Genomic DNA, 17269 nt, shown 5'->3' with positions numbered 1-17269 from the left:
TAGTCGGAAATAGATACATTTTACTAATATATTATCAAAACGAGTAAAGCACACCTCTTAAAAAAATGCATACTTCCTCCCTTAAAGGGTAAAGAGCTTCTATGAGCAACTTGTTTGATTGGAGGTAGCAACAATGAATACAGAAACTTTAACAGGAAAATTAGTAAAGGGAATTGCACCGAATGTTGATCCGCAAGCTTTGTTAAATGACAAAAGAAAGGTGTTCTTATTCGGTTCACCAAGCTATACAAACATTGGTGATCAGGCGATTGCTTATGCGGAGGAAAAGTTTATAAAAAATCATTTCCCTTATTATGAGTATATTGAAATTATGGATTATGCAACAGAAGAAGGGATAGAGCTAGTCAAAGAGATAATCAAGGAAGATGATATAGTTTGCTTTACAGGCGGAGGAAATCTCGGCAGTCTGTATTTGGAAATTGAAGAAGACAGACGGAAGGTATTTGAAGTATTTAAGGACTATAAAACCATTTCCCTTCCACAATCTGTTTATTTTGAAGACAACGAGGCAGGTAATGAGGAAAAGAAAAAATCCCAAGATGCCTATCATCAAAACCGAAATTTAACGATTGCGGCAAGAGAGTCACAAACTCTTGATGTTGTTAAAGAAACATTTGATTCGAATGTTATTTATACACCAGATATGGTTCTTTCCCTTGATATCGTGCCGAAAGAGCTGGACAGAGATGGAGTATTGTTTATATTAAGGGCAGATAAGGAAAAAGTGACCGATGAGGTTTTTATTACTGAATTGATGGCATGGGCAGAAAAAAAGGGTCCTGTGGAGCGAACAGATACTGTGCTCTCAGAAGTAGATATGATTGATTATGATGAACGAGAGAAGTATTTTCTGAAAACACTCGAGAAAATCGGTTCGAGCAAAATAGTAATAACAGACCGATTACATGCGATGATTTTTTCCATCATTACCAAAACCCCATGCTTAGTATTCGGTAATAGTTACGGCAAAGCAAAGCATTCCTATACAGACTGGCTTCATGGGCTAAACTTCATTGAATATACAGATACACAGAATATTAGTGAGCTGGAAAAGCTGGTTGAGCAGCTTATGCAGGCAGAGCCGAATCGTGTTCAGCTAACAGACGATTTCCAGCCTTTAAAGGATTTCTTCGCGAACTAACATAAAAAAGGGGGCTGCCAAAAGGCGGCCTCTTTGGTGGGTGAATTATAGGAATAAAGCATCCGTGTAAGTTATTTCAATTAATAAGCCAGAATCAAAGCTAACACTCCTAGCTAACAGTATAATAAGTGTATGGATGTAAACATTAGTAAAGAATATTACTTCGTTAAAAAGGAGATATCATGACAAAAAGCAATGAAGCTGGATGGAACTTAGATAATAGCTATGCTCAACTGCCAGAAATGTTTTTTACTAGAACAAAGCCGACCCCAGTAGCAGCTCCCAAGGTTATCTTTTTCAATGAAAGACTAGCAGCAGATTTAGGATTAAATGTTCAAGAGCTTCAAAAACAAGAGGGCGCAGAGGTTTTCGCCGGAAATGTCAGTCCTGACGGAGCAGATCCACTGGCTCAAGCTTATGCAGGTCATCAATTCGGCTATTTTAACAGACTTGGAGATGGTCGTGCCATCCTTTTGGGAGAGCAGATTACTCCAGCTGGAGAGAGGATTGATATTCAGCTGAAAGGCTCAGGCCGGACACCGTATTCCCGCGGTGGGGATGGTCGTGCAGCAGTCGGACCAATGCTTCGGGAGTATATTATCAGCGAAGCAATGCATGCGCTTGAAATCCCGACAACGAGAAGTCTGGCGGTAACGAAAACAGATGAGCGCATCCTTCGTGAAACAAGGCTGCCTGGTGCCATTTTAACGAGAACGGCAGCAAGCCATCTTCGTGTTGGGACCTTCCAATTTGCTGCTCAGTGGGGAACTGTAGACGATATTCGTTCTCTTGCTGATTATGCAATTAAACGACATTACCCTGAGCTGGAACAAGAAGAGAACCGATATCTGGCTTTGCTTGAGGAAGTGATTAAGAGGCAGGCTAAGCTTATCTCTCAATGGCAGCTTGTCGGTTTCATACATGGTGTCATGAATACAGACAACATGACAATCAGCGGCGAAACGATTGATTATGGACCTTGTGCGTTTATGGATGTTTATAATCCTAACACCGTATTCAGCTCGATTGATGTGGAGGGCCGCTATGCTTATGGAAACCAGCCGGTAATTGGCGGCTGGAACTTAGCCCGGTTAGCAGAAAGTCTGTTGCCGCTCCTTCATGAAGATGATGCTGTTGCACTTGAGATGGCGCAGCAAAAAATATCAGGCTATATGGATATGTATAAAGAGAATTGGCTTGCTGGGATGAGGGCAAAGCTTGGAATCTTTAATGAGGAGAAGGAAGACGAAGCTTTAGTTAACAGTCTTCTTGATTTAATGGAGAAATATCAAGCAGATTACACAAATACATTCCTGACACTTACCTTTTCTAATAAGGATGATTCTGCATTGCTGGTAAGCGAGGAATACGAGCAGTGGCATAAGCGCTGGCAGGAAAGGCTCAACAGGCAGGAGGAAACAAAGGCTCAATCAGATGAGCTGATGCGAAAAAGTAATCCGGCTGTTATTCCTAGAAATCACCGGGTGGAGGAAGCGTTAGAGGCAGCGGTTGAGCGTGGTGATTACACAGTTATGGAGAAGCTTGTGGCTGTCATTACCAAACCATATGCGCATACTCCAGAGCAGGCTGAGTATGCAGAGCTGCCTGCGCTGAAAGCACCGTACCAGACTTACTGCGGCACTTAAACATCTGTAATGCCTTGCATATATGAAGTGATGCTGCCTATAATGAGGGCAGCATCACTTCTTTTGTTTAATTGTAGTTATTCTTATAAGTAAGGAGTGTAGAAAGCAGTGGCTAAATCGATTACAGATAAACTTAACTTACATAAATACGAAAAAAAAGCAGTGCTGCATATGCCTCAAGATAGCGCGTATTTGGACGAGCTTAAAAGTTATGGGACAGAGCTGGTGCCTGAGGAATCTTACGACTTGATATTTGCCTTCGTATTTAATATGGATTCCATGAAACAGCTTGCTTTGGAAGTTGTAAAGAACAGCTATCTTAACAAAGGCGGCTACTTGTTCTTTGCCTATCCAAAAAAGGGCAATAAGCTTTACTCAACCTATATTCATCGTGATGAAATATTGGGCGGACTTGGAGCGGATGCGGATGGATTTATCGGCAGCAGCAATATTAAATTCAGTCGAATGGTTGGCATGGATGAAACATTTACTGTCGTTGGCCTTAAGGAAGACTCTAAAATAAAAAATAAACCATCAACAAAGGCGAGTCAATGTGTGGATGATTATATAGAGGATATGGCACAAATTGAAAAAGACTTAAAGGATGATCCAAATCTGCTTGCGTTTTATCAATCTCTTACACCTGGATACAAAAAGGATTGGGCCCGCTATGTTTATAGTGCAAAGCAGGAGACAACAAAGGAGAAGAGACGGGAAGAGATGAAGGTCATATTAGGTGCAGGATTTAAAAGCCGTGACCTGTACCGAAGGGATAAGGCGAGCAAATAAAGATAGATAAAGGCAGTATAAGCTGGCCTTTATCTATAGAAGAAGATGGTTAAGTTATCCTTATTATCAATGGTAGCAAGCAGGATGTCTTTCACCTCTGCTTGATATAAGCTTTTTAAATTGTCCGTCAGCCAGTCTTCGTTCTTTCCGTGTATTTCCAGTTCCTTTTCACAAATGTGACCATCCCGTATAATCGTTTTAGGTAGGTCAAAAGAAGCTGTTGTCATTTGGAGAGAAGCTTGGGTAAGAGGTACGTATAACGGTTCAAGAAACACGGACATATTTCCGTTAGGCTCCCAGACTGCTAATGCTACTTTTTTTATGTTTTCCACTTGCTTTCCACGCAGTTCTTCAAGAAGGACATCAATGGAGATTCTTGCTTTTTTCAACCCTTTATAGACGATTTCTCCATTTTGAACAATTACAATGGGCTCTTTGTTGATTATTTTTTGAAACCATTGCCATTTCAGTATTAATTTTGTTCCGCCGAGATAAAGGACAGCAAGAACGAGCGTTGTCAGCATGGAACCTTTAAGTCCTAGTTTTTCATCTGAAAGAGGATGGGCAACTATATTTCCAATCATCAATGCAATGACAAAATCCATCAGCCGTAATTGGGATATAGTACGCTGCCCTAAGATTCTTCCAATTATCACTAAGAATATAAATGCAATAATGGCGCGGAGTATCCATTCAATAGCAGTTAGTGTTTCTTTCCCTTGGTAAAAATCCATTAATTACACTTCCTTATGGTTCATATTCTTAGTGTTACACGGATGTCTCCTTCATAATCAGAGACGTAAAAAAATTCCATAATAGCAATAACAGCAAAGATATTGGAGAATGCTATAATTAACATTTTCAAAGATAAATTAGATATATTTTAGGAGATATCCATGTTTGGAACTAAACTTTTCAGCAAACCCCCATCTAATTGGGCAGTAGTGGCACTTATCGCGATTTTTACTACAATAGCAAGTGAAGTAAAAGTTGTCCCTTTCCAAGGAGAAGCATTTCGTTTCGGTTTAGGCAGTATTACTTTTTTTATGCTTATTTTAATATGGTTGCCTAAAAACATTTTGAAGGCGGGGGCAATTACAGGATTAACAGTTGTAATTATTAGGACATTGGAAGATGTTGTTTTTCGAGATGAGCTATTTTTCCACAGCATAATTAGCCATATTCCTGCTTTTCTTTTTTATTTTACCTATGCTTTTGGCTTTCATCTTATAAAAGTGGAAAGATATAAAACAATGCCCTTCCATTTGGGGGCATGGGCCTTTCTTTTTGAATTTCTAGGTAATGGCGCTGAACAGCTTCTTCGTCATGAGATGGAAACAAATATCAATGTCGATTTTTGGAGCTGGGCACTCATGAGTGGAGTAGCTTTATTCAGAAGTTATTTTGTTGCGGGGTTAATTGCGTCCATCACTGTTTCTGAACAAAAAAAGCGAGTAGAGGAAATGCTGGGTGTCGGTTCAGAGTTATATGCAGAAGCATTATACTTGCAGAAATCAATGAATCATATTGAAAAGATAACCGCATCAAGCTATGAACTTTACCAGAAATTAAAGAAGAAGGAAGAGCTGTCATTAAGTATTCAAGCATTGAAAATTGCCCAGGAAATCCATGAGGTCAAAAAAGACTCCCAGCGAGTATTGGCAGGAATCTCGAAAGTTACTTCTCAGAAAAAGGAAACGAGTCTTACCCTTTCCGAGTTATTGCGGCTAGTTATTTTGGCAAATGAAAAATACGGGGAATTTTTAAAGAAAGCAATAAGCTTTCAGCTTAAGCTGTCTTCAGACTATGAAACAGATAAGCATATCCCTTTGCTTGCGCTTTTAAATAATCTTGCAGCAAATGCCGTTGAATCAATTGAAGGCAAAGGTGTTATTAAAATTCACTTATATGAAGCAGAAGGACAAACCTGCTTCGTTATTGAGGATACAGGAATAGGCATAAAAAAAGAGGATATCCCTATTCTTTTTGAACCAGGTTATACAACAAAATTCAATGAAAAGGGAGTAGCTGCTACAGGAATCGGTTTATCCCATGTTAAAGAAATAGTCCAAAAACTGAATGGACAAATACAAGTAGAAGCACCGGAAAATGGCGCGGTTTTTCGGGTTTCTATTCCAACGCAATGTTTAAGAAAGTGAGCTGATATTTCTGCGTTATTATATTGTTGACGATGACAAGGCGAGCAGAACCATGCTAAAGAATATTATTGAAGAGGAAGATCTCGGTGTGGCAATCGGTGAGGCTGATAATGGAAAGGAATGCTTGACTGCTATTATGACCATGCATCCAGATGTTGTTTTAATAGACTTGCTGATGCCGGAAATGGACGGAATAGAAACAATAGATCAACTTAAAAGAGAAGGTTTTGAAGGACAGTTTGTCATGATATCCCAAGTTGTAAACAAAGAAATGGTTGGTGAGGCATACAAAAAGGGAGTAGAATTTTTCATACATAAGCCAATCAACAAAATTGAAGTGCAAAGTATATTGAAGAAATTAGTTGAGCAGTGCAAGCTAAAGGAATCTCTGCTAACAATACAGGAGTCTTTAGCGAATATTGGCCTTGCGAACACATCCTTGCAAAAGCCGCAAAGCGTTAACCAAATCGTTTTATCTATTTTGAACTATATGGGCATAATTGGAGAAGCAGGCAGTGATGATATCGTTTCTATCATTGAATATTTGGTAAATGAAAGAGGACATTCACCGCAGCTGCCGCCTTTAAAGGAATTATATGAAAAGATTGCTGCAAGAAATGCAGCCGGCATTGAGGTTAAGAAAGAAACAAAGGCGATTGAGCAGCGTATCCGCAGAACCATTTTAACGGCTATTAATAATTTGGCATCACTTGGCGCCATTGATTATACGAATCCAGAGTTTGAGTATTATGCTCCCCGCTATTTTGATTTTCAGGAAATACGAAATCATATGATTCATATTCAAGAAGGAAAAGGCGATTCAGCAAAAGTGAAGGTAAACATAAAGAAATTCCTTCAAGTGCTGTACTTAGAAACTTTGGAAAAATATAATAAAACTCACTAGAATATTTAATAATTTTAAAAATTTAGATAGATTAAATTTACGATTAATTTAGGATTTTGTCGGATTTTATAAGTAGCCTTTATAATGTGTAGTATCCTGACTGTTTTCGTTAAGGTTAACACAAAAGAGGTGAAAATTAATGAAGAAAAAGTTTAAATTTACTTTAGCCTACCAGATTCTTGTTGGTCTGGTGCTGGGGATCATTGTTGGGGCAGTTTTTTACGGAAATCCTGGTGTAGAGAAATATTTACAGCCAATCGGAACTGTCTTCCTTAACATGATCAAAATGATTGTTGTACCTATCATTATCTCTACATTAGTAATAGGAGTTGCCGGCACTGGTGATCTCAAAAAACTAGGTAAGCTTGGCGGAAAATCCTTAATTTACTTTGAGGTTGTTACAACAATTGCTATTATCGTAGGTTTGCTTGCTGCAAATATCTTCCAACCAGGTGATGGTATTGATATGTCTTCCCTTTCAAAAGGAAATATCGACCAGTATGTGGAGACGACGGAGGAAGTGCAAAGCCATGGTATGCTGGATATCCTTGTCAGCATTGTTCCAAGTAATATTTTCCAAGCGATGGCAGAAGCTGATATGCTTGCGGTTATTTTCTTCTCCGTTGTATTCGGCTTAGGTGTTGCTGCAATCGGGGATAAAGGTAAACCTGTGCTTGCCTTCTTCGAAGGTGTAGCAGATGCGATGTTCTGGGTAACAAACTTTATCATGAAATTTGCTCCATTTGGAGTATTTGCATTAATTGGTGTTACTGTATCCAAGTTCGGTGTTGAATCACTGCTCCCGCTTGGGAAATTAATGATTTTAGTATATGCGACAATGATATTCTTCATCATCGTTGTACTGGGCGGAATCGCAAAATTAGTTGGTATTAACATTTTCCATCTTATGAAAGTATTAAAGGATGAAATGCTTCTGGCTTATTCAACATCAAGCTCAGAAAGTGTTTTGCCAAAGGTTATTGAGAAGATGGAAAAATTCGGATGTCCAAAAGATATTGTATCATTTGTAGTACCGACAGGCTATTCCTTTAATCTGGATGGATCTACTTTATACCAAGCATTGGCTGCCTTGTTCATTGCCCAAATGTACGGGATTGAATTGAGCATAACAGAGCAAATTACATTAGTGCTCGTTTTGATGGTCACATCAAAAGGTATTGCTGGTGTACCAGGCGTTTCCTTTGTTGTCTTGCTGGCAACGTTAGGGACTGTCGGCATTCCATTAGAAGGTTTAGCATTTATTGCAGGTATTGACAGACTTCTTGATATGGCCCGCACTGTTGTAAACGTAGTAGGTAACTCTTTAGCAGCGGTTGTCATGTCCAAATGGGAAGGTCGTTTTGATTCAAAACAAAAAGATAAGTATTATGCTACTTTCAAAAAAACAGCATAAGTTAGATAAAAACAGGTCTCTAAAACAGAGACCTGTTTTTTTATTATATATATTTTTATGCTCTGTCTGCATTTGCAGCAGCAGTTAAATTCTCTTCTTTATCTTCCCAAACTTCCTTAGCGATTTGAGCGATAAACTTCAGCTTTTCCCATTGCTGTTCTTCTGTCAGCTCATTACCGTGATGAGTTGATGCAAATCCACATTGCGGGCTCAAGCACAGCTGATCATGCGGGATATATTGCGATGCTTCTTTAATGCGGGCTTTAATGGCCTCTTTGTCCTCTAGCTCTCCTGTTTTTGAAGTAACAAGCCCTAGCACGACTTTCGGGCCTTCTTTAGGGATATGGCTTAAAGGCTGGAATGTTCCAGAACGCTCATCATCATACTCCAAGAAGAAGCCGTCAACCTTTTCCTTAGCAAGCAAGGTTGGGGCAATAATATCATAGCTGCCCGCAAAAGCATGGTCAGAGCGATAGTTTCCGCGGCATAAATGAGTAGTTACAGCTAAATCCTCAGGTTTTCCTTCTAATACCTCATTGATAACATGAAGAGCAAGTTCAATAAGCGTTTCCCGTGAATATTCACCATCATTGAAAGGAATATCTGGGGAAGAAAGTCCTGCTATGTAGACATCATCAAGCTGAAGATAGCGGACACCTGCATTATAGAAGGCTTGAATGGCATCTTTATATGTCTGAATAACATCCTTTGCAAATTCCTCAATAGTAGGATAAGTTTCCTGATCGCGGATACCAATGTTAAAAAGCTGGTTCGGACTAGGAATAGTTTGTTTTGCCACCGCACGTCCGCCAACAATCTCATTGAAAAGAACGAAATCCTTAATTTGAGTATGATCTGGATTGAAGGAGATTTTCCCTTTGTTACGAATAGTATAACGCTCCGTTTCCCCTCTGCTGAAAGGATATCCTTTATCAGGAATAAAGCCTTCAACTCCATTAAGCTGCTCTAGGAAGTCTGTATGCCAGAACCTGCGTCGGAATTCACCATCTGTAACAACGTCTAGTCCAGCTTCAATTTGCTTATCAACAATTCGTTTAATTTCGTTTGTTTCAATTTCATACAATGCTTCAGCTGTAATTTTGCCATCCTGGAAATCTGCTCTTGCTTGAAGAAGTGTTTCCGGACGAAGTAAGCTACCAACATGATCTGCACGGAATGGGATTGTTTTATTTGACATATAATTACCCTCTTTCTTTTATGATTCGTATTTTTTATAACGGTTGAACTCTATCAGATAAGGAAACTGCATAATAAAAATTAGCTAGTAAAAAACCCTCTTCTTATCATAAGAAGAGGGTTTGAATGAACTCATGTCTCTCCTTATCTTCAAGCATTGCTTTCTGGAATTAGCACAGTGTTAAAGTAACCTGTTGCTGAGGCTTCAAAGGGCCAGTCCCTCCACCTCTCTAGATAAGATTTTTTGCTATTCACTTTAAATAGATTAACTGTTTGCTAATCTTGTATATTAATTTAAATGGAAAAGGGGTATTTGTCAACTGAATTTTCAGAATAAATTTAAAAATATTTTACACACCAAAAAAGGAAGGAGCTACCCTTCCTTTCATTCATTATAGTGCAGTTAAACCGCCGTCGATTGGATAAACAGCCCCATTGATAATGTTTGCTTCATCGCCTAGCAAGAATACAACTAGGGCAGCAACTTCCTTAGCAGTTCCGTATCTTCCAGCAGGAATTCCGGATTCAACAGCTGCTTTTGCTTCCTCAGATCCTTGTGTAAAGCGCTCCATCATGCCAGTTGCTGTTGGACCAGGAGCAATTGCGTTGACACGAATGCCTTGTGCTGCATATTCGCCAGTTGCTGTTTTAGTTAATCCGATAACGCCATGCTTAGTTGCTGCATATGGACTAACACCTGGAGAGCCAACTAGGCCTGCATTTGATGCAGTATTAACGATAGAACCGCCGCCATTTTTAAGCATGACTTGCAGAACGTATTTCATGCCGTAAAAAGCACCTTTTAAGTTTATGTCCACAACTCGCTCAAACATATCCTCTGGATAATCTGCTAAAGGTGTAACAGTTCCTTCAATTCCAGCATTGTTAAAGAACATATCAATTGTGCCGAATGCCTCTACTGTTTTATCAACATAGTTTTTTACATCCTCACGTGCTCCAACATTTGCTTTAATGAAGATTGCTTCTGCACCTAAATTTTTAACAAGGTCTACAGTCTCGTTACCGCCTTGCTCTGAGATGTCGACTACGGCGATACGAGCTCCTTTTGCAGCAAGTAGAAGTGCTGTTTCACGGCCGATGCCGCTGCCTCCGCCTGTAATTATTACTGCTTTATCTGTGTAATTTGTCATATGTAAAAATCCCCTTTCATAGTTAATTATGCATAAAAACTTTTTATAAATAAACAAATCTGCTTTATTATTGGGTAAATTTACCGATATAATACATAGAATTTGTTTAAATAAAGGGGTTTTATATAATTGGATAACGTACAGGCATTTATAGCTTCTATACCATACTGGAAAATTATTATGAAAGAAGAAGTAATGATTACTGTTTTTGATCATGAAAAATACTTATACTACTCTCCGAGTTCTGATTTAAACTTTCATCACAAACCAGGGGATTCCTTGCCACCGTCATATTTAAATTATGCAATGGTGAACAAGTCAGGTACTACAATAGTGAAAGTACCAGAAGCTGAGTTTGGTATTCCTTTTGACAGCATTTCTTTTCCAATTAAAGATGATAATGGTACAGTTGTCGCAGCGGTAAATGCCGCAATCAGCACGAAGAAGCAAGAAATGTTTAAGCAAATAGTCACGGACATGGATACTATTGCTGATTCCTTATTAGGGAAAGTTCAGCAGATTGCTGCTCATTCAGAAGAATTATCAGCAACAGCTGAACAAATCTCCGAGAATACAAAGGAAACAGTAGAGCAGTCCACACAAATTACTGGTGTTACTGGAATGATTAAAGGAATCAGTGAACAGACAAATCTACTTGGACTTAATGCAGCAATTGAGGCTGCAAGAGTAGGCAGCGCTGGTGCAGGGTTTGGTGTTGTAGCAACAGAAGTGAGACGTCTTGCTATCGATTCAAAAAATGCAACTGTCAACATTGAAGAGACATTAAACAAGATCAAAGAATCAATTGAGCAAATGCAGGATGACTTTACTGATATAGCGAAATCCTCTCATGAGGAAGCAGCTCTTGTTACAGAATTTATGTCAGAAATCGAGAATTTGACGGCTACATCTAATAAACTGAAGAAATATATGGAAGAATTTATTATGCAATAACCGCTGGCTTGGGACTTTATAGTTCCAGGCTTTTTATTTCTTTTAATCTGCTGAAAAATTTTCTTGTATTATTTAATAGTCCTATTATACTATTTAGGTGAAGAGGTGGTAAAAAAGTACTGGTTAACAAACTTTTTTAACATTTTAGTAATAAAAAATTAAAAGTGAAAAGGGCAAATCATGGGAAACTGTGAGACGCAAAGCTATGGGCCTAATACATATCATTTGTTCAAAAGTGATATGATGGCAGCCGGTTACCACAAGAAGTCATAGTTGGCATTTTTCTATGGACCTTCTGCGGGTCTTTTTTTATTGTCCTTTTTTACAAGAAGGGTAGGAATATCGGATGAGGGGAAAATCTATATTTTTAAAGTCTTTTTTATTGTTAACGCTCCTTGTATACCAGTTGGCTTTTCCAGTTGGAGCAATAAAGGCAGCCGCAAATGAAACCATCTTGCCTCCGAGCAATCTTGCTTATCAATCATCTTCACCAGATGATGGGAAATTGACATGGAGTGCAGTATACGGTGCAACTGGATATAAAGTTTATGAAATTAAGGACGGTCAGTTAACATTGCTTGGCACGACTTCAGCAGTAAATTACAGCGTAAACGATCTTCCTGAGGGAGCATACAGGTACGTTGTTGCCACAGTAACGAATGATGGCGAGTCAGGGCCTTCTGCACCAGTGAGTACAGAAATAATATATCCAGATATGCAGACTCCGACAAACATTGTGTCAACAGTGAAAAATGGGAATGATATTGTGCTTTCTTGGCAAGCAGCAACTTATGCAGAAAAGTATAATATTTATATAACAAAATCTGGACAGAAATCTTTGCTGACATCAACGACAGCAAGGTCATATACAATTGAAAAGGCAGAAGAAGGAGCATACTCTTACTCTGTGTCAGCTTATAATTCCCTTTATGGAGAATCTCCAGAAAGTGAGCCGGTGAGTGTTGAGTTGGTTCATCCTGTGTTAAAGGAACCAGAAAATCTGACATTTACTATCACAAATGGAACAGATGTTAACCTAAAATGGCAAGCATCAGATTATGCAACAAGTTATAAAATTTATGAAGTAAAGGACGGTCAGCTTGAACTGCTGAAGACTGTTGCTGGTACAAGTGCTTCTTTTACAAATTTGCCAGCGGGAAATTATATTTATAAAGTTTTTGCATTCAGTGACCGATTTGGGGAATCGATTGAGGGCAGTCAAGCAGAGGTAGAAGTGAGTTCTATCGTTATGACAGGTCCCGAAAATGCTGCCTATAAAATACAAAATACAAATGATGTTGTCTTTAGCTGGAATACAGTTCCATATGCTAATGCTTATAAAATCTATGAAATAGTAGATGGTGAAAAAATATTAAAGACAACGGTAAAGGGCACAACAGCAACATTATCAAAGCTTGCCGGTGGCAGTCACGAATACGAAATATATTCATACAGTGATAGATTTGGTGAGTCTGAAACAGCCTCAAAACTATCATTCAGCATAGAAACAGTAGCGGTGAATCCTCCGGAAGGACTAACTTATAAAGTCCAAAATGGGAACGATATTGTTTTAAATTGGTCTGCAGCAGAGAATGCAACTAATTATAAAATTTATCAAATCATAGACGGAGAAAAAATAGTAAAAAGCACTGTGACAGGAACAACTGTTACCTATACGAATCTAGCAGCGGGAAGCTATCAGTTTGAGGTCCATACAAACAGTACAAGATTTGGTGAATCAGAAAACGGAACATTAGTGTCGATACAGCTAGATGAAGTGAAGCTTGCCGCACCTGAGGAGCTTTCTTATGAACTGAAAAATGGGAATGACGCTGTGCTGACTTGGAAGCAGGTTGAAAATGCAGCCAGCTATAAAGTCTATCAGGTCATTGATGGGAAGAGAACATTAAAAGCAACGGTTTCCAACACAACAGCAACAATTACGAATTTGCCTGAAGGAGACAATTCGTTTGAGGTATATGCTTACAACAGCCGCTTTGGTGAGTCAGAAAAAGCAGCAGTGCTCAGCATTCCGGTTATTTATCCGAAGCTTGCGCCACCATCAGAATTAGCGCAGACAATATTAAATCCTTCTGCCTTCACACTCAGCTGGAATCAAGCAGAATATGCCTCTAGCTATCGAGTCTATCAGCTCATAAATGGCGAGAAAGTATTGAAGAGCAATGTGAACGGAACAAGTGTAACCTATTCTAATATTCAGCCAGGAACATATAAGTATGAAGTTTATTCCTATTCATCTCGTTTTGGTGAATCAGAAGAAGGAAAAGTACTTGAGGTGACGCTTAGCGGACAGGTACTCGCAGCTCCTGAGGATGTCACTTATACTATTGCAAATGGAAATGATCTTACTCTGAAATGGAAATCGGTTCAATATGCAAATGGATATAAGATTTATAAATTATTGGACGGAGAAGAGACGTTAGAACGCACAGTAACAGGCACAAGTGTAACCCTCACTAATGTATCAGAAGGGGATTTCCATTATGTTATAAAAGCCTACTCCAACCTGTTTGGAGAGTCACCTGTTGGCGGAGAAGCAAAGGATACACTCAACTATCCAGAAATGGCACAGCCCCAAAACGTGACGAAAACTGTTACTAACGGAAATGATATTACATTGAAGTGGAATGCTGTTACTTATGCAAAGGGCTATAATATTTATCAATACAAAGATGGCGAGAAAGAGCTTGTACGCACAGTAACAGGCACAAGTGCTGTATTTTCCAATATGCCTGAAGGGGAGTATCTATATATTATTCATTCCTTCAGCGATCGTTTTGGAGAGTCAGCAGAAGGAAGTACAGCGGAATTTAACCTAACTTGGCCGGTTATGCAGGCACCAGGGAATCTAACAAAAACGATCAGCAATGGAAATGATATTACTTTAAGATGGAATAGTGTTACTTATGCAAAAGAATACCGGATTTACCAAATAGCTGAAGGGGAGAAAACCTTAGTCAAAAAGACAACAGGTACATCTGCGTCCTTCACAGACATGCCAGAGGGCGATTATGAGTATGTTGTATATTCATACAGTGACCGCTTCGGGGAATCACCAGAAGGAAGCACACTTACATTTAATGTAGTGTGGCCGATTATGCAGGCTCCAGAAAATTTAACGAAAACAATCGCAAACGGCAATGACATTGTTCTGAAATGGAATGCATCTGCCTATGCAAAAAATTATAAAATCTACCAAGTTATTGATGGTGAGAAAGTGTTGCAAAGCACAGTAACAGGAACATCAGTAACATATAAAGATATGGCTGAAGATGACTATACATTTATTGTGCAATCGTACAGCGACCGTTTTGGAGATTCACCAGAGGAGAGTACGCTTACGTTCAATTTAACATGGCCGACTGTGCAAGTACCAGTGGTCAGCGGCAGTGTCTTTAATGCAAACAATATCACTCTCTCATGGAAAGCAGCGGATTGGGCTAATAGCTATAAAGTATATGAAGTGATAGAGGGGGAAAGAAAGCTTTTATACAGCGGAACGGCGCTTACGTATAAAGTTTATAATCTCTCAGAAGATACGCACACTTTTGAAGTGACAGCATACAGCAATCGTTTCGGTGAGTCTTTACCGTCTGAATCGTTCGTTCAGACAATTGTCTATCCAGTAATGGAAGCACCAAAGGCATCACTAACATTGCTGAGTGAGACAAGTGCGAGAATTACTTGGGACTTTGTCACATATGCTAATGGCTATAATATTTACGAAATTATAAATGGCAAGCCAGTTTTGCTTGTTGAGAACTTGAATAATTTATCGTACGAACTGAAAAACCTGACTCTTGCTAATCATGAATATTATGTCACTTCATATAGCAATTCCTTTGGAGAGTCTAAACCTTCAGAGACGGTTATCGCAAAGCTTATTGTAGATACACAGGCACCTGAGACAAAGAGCAATGCACCTGCTCATTGGATTAATGAAAATTTTTCTGTCCTTTTAGAAGCTGAAGATGATGAAACCGGAGTAGCGAATACTTATTACTCCTTAAATGAGGGCATTATTCAGGCAGGTACATCAGTCTATATCGACCAAGAAGGCGTTAATAAGCTTAGCTTTAATTCATTGGATAAAGCAGGAAATATGGAAGAAGTGAAAACTGTCTATATTAAACTGGATAAGACGTCACCTGTAACTACAATTAGTGAAATGCCTGCATATGCACAAATAGTCGATGTGCAGCTGACAAGCTCAGACTCATTGAGCGGTGTTGATAAAACATACTATTCAATCAATGGCTCTGATTATGTTGAGGGAACAAGCTTTTCGGTAGAGAAAGAAGGAACAAATGAAATCTCCTATTATTCTGTCGACGCTGCAGGCAATAAAGAAGAAGTAAAAACAGCACAAGTAAAAATAGATAAGTCAGCACCAGCTACTGCAGCCAATATAAAAGACGGTTGGGCAAATAAAGAGGTGGCAGTCACATTAACTGCAAAAGATGAGATGAGTGGAGTTGTAAAAACATACTACTCTATCAACGGCTCAGAGTATGCGGAGGGAACAGACTTTACAGTGGAGAAAGAAGGAACAAATGAAATCTCCTATTATTCTGTCGACACTGCAGGCAATAAAGAGGAAGTAAAAACAGCACAAGTAAAGATAGACAAGTCAGCACCAGCTACTGCAGCCAATATTAAAGATGGTTGGGCAAATAAAGAGGTGGCAGTCACATTAACTGCAAAAGATGAGATGAGTGGAGTTGTAAAAACATACTACTCTATCAACGGCTCAGAGTATGCGGAGGGAACAGCCTTTACAGTGGAGAAAGAAGGAACAAATGAAATCTCCTATTATTCTGTCGACACTGCAGGCAATAAAGAGGAAGTAAAAACAGCACAAGTAAAGATAGACAAGTCAACTCCAGCCACTGAAGCCAATATTAAAGATGGTTGGGCAAATAAAGAGGTAGCAGTCACATTAACTGCAAAAGATGAAATGAGTGGAGTTGTAAAAACATACTACTCTATCAACGGCTCAGAGTATGCGGAGGGAACAGACTTTACAGTGGAGAAAGAAGGAACAAATGAAATCTCCTATTACTCTGTCGATGCTGCTGGCAATAATGAAGAAGTGCAAACAGCAGAAGTCAAGATAGACAAGTCAGCACCAGACCTTACAATCCATAAACAATCTCTTTATGAACTTGGCACAAAATTTGTACTGGATTATGATGCCAGTGATGATCTATCAGGAATAACGACTGAAATTGCTGTTATTAATGGGAAAACGTATAAAAAAGGTGATGCCGTTCAACTTAACGAGCCTGGCGAATATAAGATAAGTGTAAGTTTGACAAACGGTGCTGGGCTGACAACTGTAAAGGAAGAGACAATTAAAGTTTATGTCCCTATATCACTTGAAGTGTTGCCAAAAGTGATTAAAGGGAATAAAGGTACCTTTACGGTGAAGGCAACTTTGCCGAAAAAATATCAATCCTTAAAGTTTGATGTATCATCGATTAGACTGAATGGAATTGCTCCTAAATTAGACAGCAAAGGCCTAATATTGCAGGCAGAAAAAGGCCAGTTCAAATTTGATCGAGAGGATTTTGACTGGGAATCAGGGGATGTAGAACTTGTGCTTAGCGGCTATCTAAATAATAAGATTTATGTAGTTGGCCAGACAACAGCAGAAGCGAAAGATTGCAGCTATAAGGGCAATTGTCTTTTCGGTTGTTTCTTCGATTGGCTCTGGTGTATAAAGTAGGTCTTTAGATGTATAAATCAAACAGAAATGGATATAGTAAAAAAGGCAGAAAACGCGTTCTGTCACAGAATTTCCAATATATTCACGGGAAAACGAGGTTGACAGATTTAGCAGCATCATGTAGCCTAAAAGATATAACTGAAT

11 protein-coding genes and 2 riboswitches are annotated in these 17269 nt (G+C 39.0%); of the genes, 8 read left to right on the top strand and 3 right to left on the bottom strand.

The features are described 5' to 3' along the window. Window positions 1-133 precede the first annotated feature (133 nt). The 3 genes from M3600_RS22255 to M3600_RS22245 all read left to right on the top strand — a co-directional run bounded on the left by M3600_RS22255 (window position 134) and on the right by M3600_RS22245 (window position 3597). Entirely contained in the window at window positions 134-1162 is a 1029-nt protein-coding gene (locus tag M3600_RS22255) for a polysaccharide pyruvyl transferase family protein (RefSeq protein ID WP_251647661.1), read from the top strand. 182 nt (window positions 1163-1344) lie between these two features. Beyond that, window positions 1345-2808, top strand: coding sequence for a protein adenylyltransferase SelO (locus M3600_RS22250; protein WP_251647659.1), 1464 nt, complete (start codon window positions 1345-1347; stop codon window positions 2806-2808). Window positions 2809-2916: 108 nt separating this feature from the next. Beyond that, window positions 2917-3597, top strand: a complete 681-nt coding sequence (locus tag M3600_RS22245) for a YdeI/OmpD-associated family protein (protein ID WP_251647657.1) — start codon at window positions 2917-2919, stop codon at window positions 3595-3597. Window positions 3598-3626: 29 nt separating this feature from the next. On the opposite strand, the gene M3600_RS22240 is transcribed toward M3600_RS22245, so the two are convergent. Next, window positions 3627-4331 carry a DUF421 domain-containing protein gene (locus M3600_RS22240; RefSeq protein WP_233316082.1) on the bottom strand — a complete coding sequence of 235 codons (705 nt, stop codon included), beginning with the start codon at window positions 4329-4331 and terminating at the stop codon, window positions 3627-3629. Between the two features lie 162 nt (window positions 4332-4493). Here M3600_RS22240 and M3600_RS22235 point away from each other — a divergent pair, with 162 nt between their 5' ends. The 3 genes from M3600_RS22235 (at window position 4494) to M3600_RS22225 (ending at window position 8074) form a co-directional block, all read left to right on the top strand. Then, on the top strand, window positions 4494-5756 hold the full coding sequence (locus M3600_RS22235; RefSeq protein WP_233316081.1) for an ATP-binding protein: 1263 nt from the start codon (window positions 4494-4496) through the stop codon (window positions 5754-5756). Window positions 5757-5766: 10 nt separating this feature from the next. Beyond that, the gene (locus M3600_RS22230) at window positions 5767-6660 is read left to right on the top strand and encodes a response regulator (protein ID WP_233316163.1); all 894 of its coding nucleotides are present in this window, start codon (window positions 5767-5769) and stop codon (window positions 6658-6660) included. A 139-nt stretch (window positions 6661-6799) separates the two neighbouring features. Continuing rightward, the gene (locus tag M3600_RS22225; RefSeq protein WP_251647655.1) at window positions 6800-8074 is read left to right on the top strand and encodes a cation:dicarboxylate symporter family transporter; all 1275 of its coding nucleotides are present in this window, start codon (window positions 6800-6802) and stop codon (window positions 8072-8074) included. A 55-nt stretch (window positions 8075-8129) separates the two neighbouring features. Here the strand turns inward: M3600_RS22225 and M3600_RS22220 are convergent, their stop codons facing one another. Both M3600_RS22220 and M3600_RS22215 read right to left on the bottom strand, forming a co-directional pair. Further along, complete coding sequence (locus tag M3600_RS22220; RefSeq protein WP_233316079.1) at window positions 8130-9272, bottom strand: 5-methyltetrahydropteroyltriglutamate--homocysteine S-methyltransferase; 1143 nt, start codon at window positions 9270-9272, stop codon at window positions 8130-8132. Between the two features lie 140 nt (window positions 9273-9412). After that, window positions 9413-9512: riboswitch (SAM riboswitch) on the bottom strand. A 151-nt stretch (window positions 9513-9663) separates the two neighbouring features. Further along, window positions 9664-10422, bottom strand: a complete 759-nt coding sequence (locus M3600_RS22215) for an SDR family NAD(P)-dependent oxidoreductase (RefSeq protein WP_233316077.1) — start codon at window positions 10420-10422, stop codon at window positions 9664-9666. A 129-nt stretch (window positions 10423-10551) separates the two neighbouring features. Between M3600_RS22215 and M3600_RS29080 the strand changes: the two genes are divergently transcribed. Both M3600_RS29080 and M3600_RS22205 read left to right on the top strand, forming a co-directional pair. Continuing rightward, complete coding sequence (locus M3600_RS29080; RefSeq protein ID WP_282581410.1) at window positions 10552-11376, top strand: methyl-accepting chemotaxis protein; 825 nt, start codon at window positions 10552-10554, stop codon at window positions 11374-11376. Window positions 11377-11538: 162 nt separating this feature from the next. Next, a riboswitch (cyclic di-GMP riboswitch) is annotated at window positions 11539-11638 on the top strand. An 84-nt stretch (window positions 11639-11722) separates the two neighbouring features. Then, complete coding sequence (locus tag M3600_RS22205; RefSeq protein ID WP_251647653.1) at window positions 11723-17125, top strand: OmpL47-type beta-barrel domain-containing protein; 5403 nt, start codon at window positions 11723-11725, stop codon at window positions 17123-17125. Window positions 17126-17269: the final 144 nt, after the last annotated feature.

The sequence above is a fragment of the Niallia sp. MER 6 genome, assembly GCF_023714395.1.
In the GTDB taxonomy this organism is placed as follows: domain Bacteria; phylum Bacillota; class Bacilli; order Bacillales; family Cytobacillaceae; genus Niallia.
The sequence above is the reverse complement of the archived record's forward strand: the minus strand, read 5'-3'. Positions and strand labels throughout refer to the sequence as shown.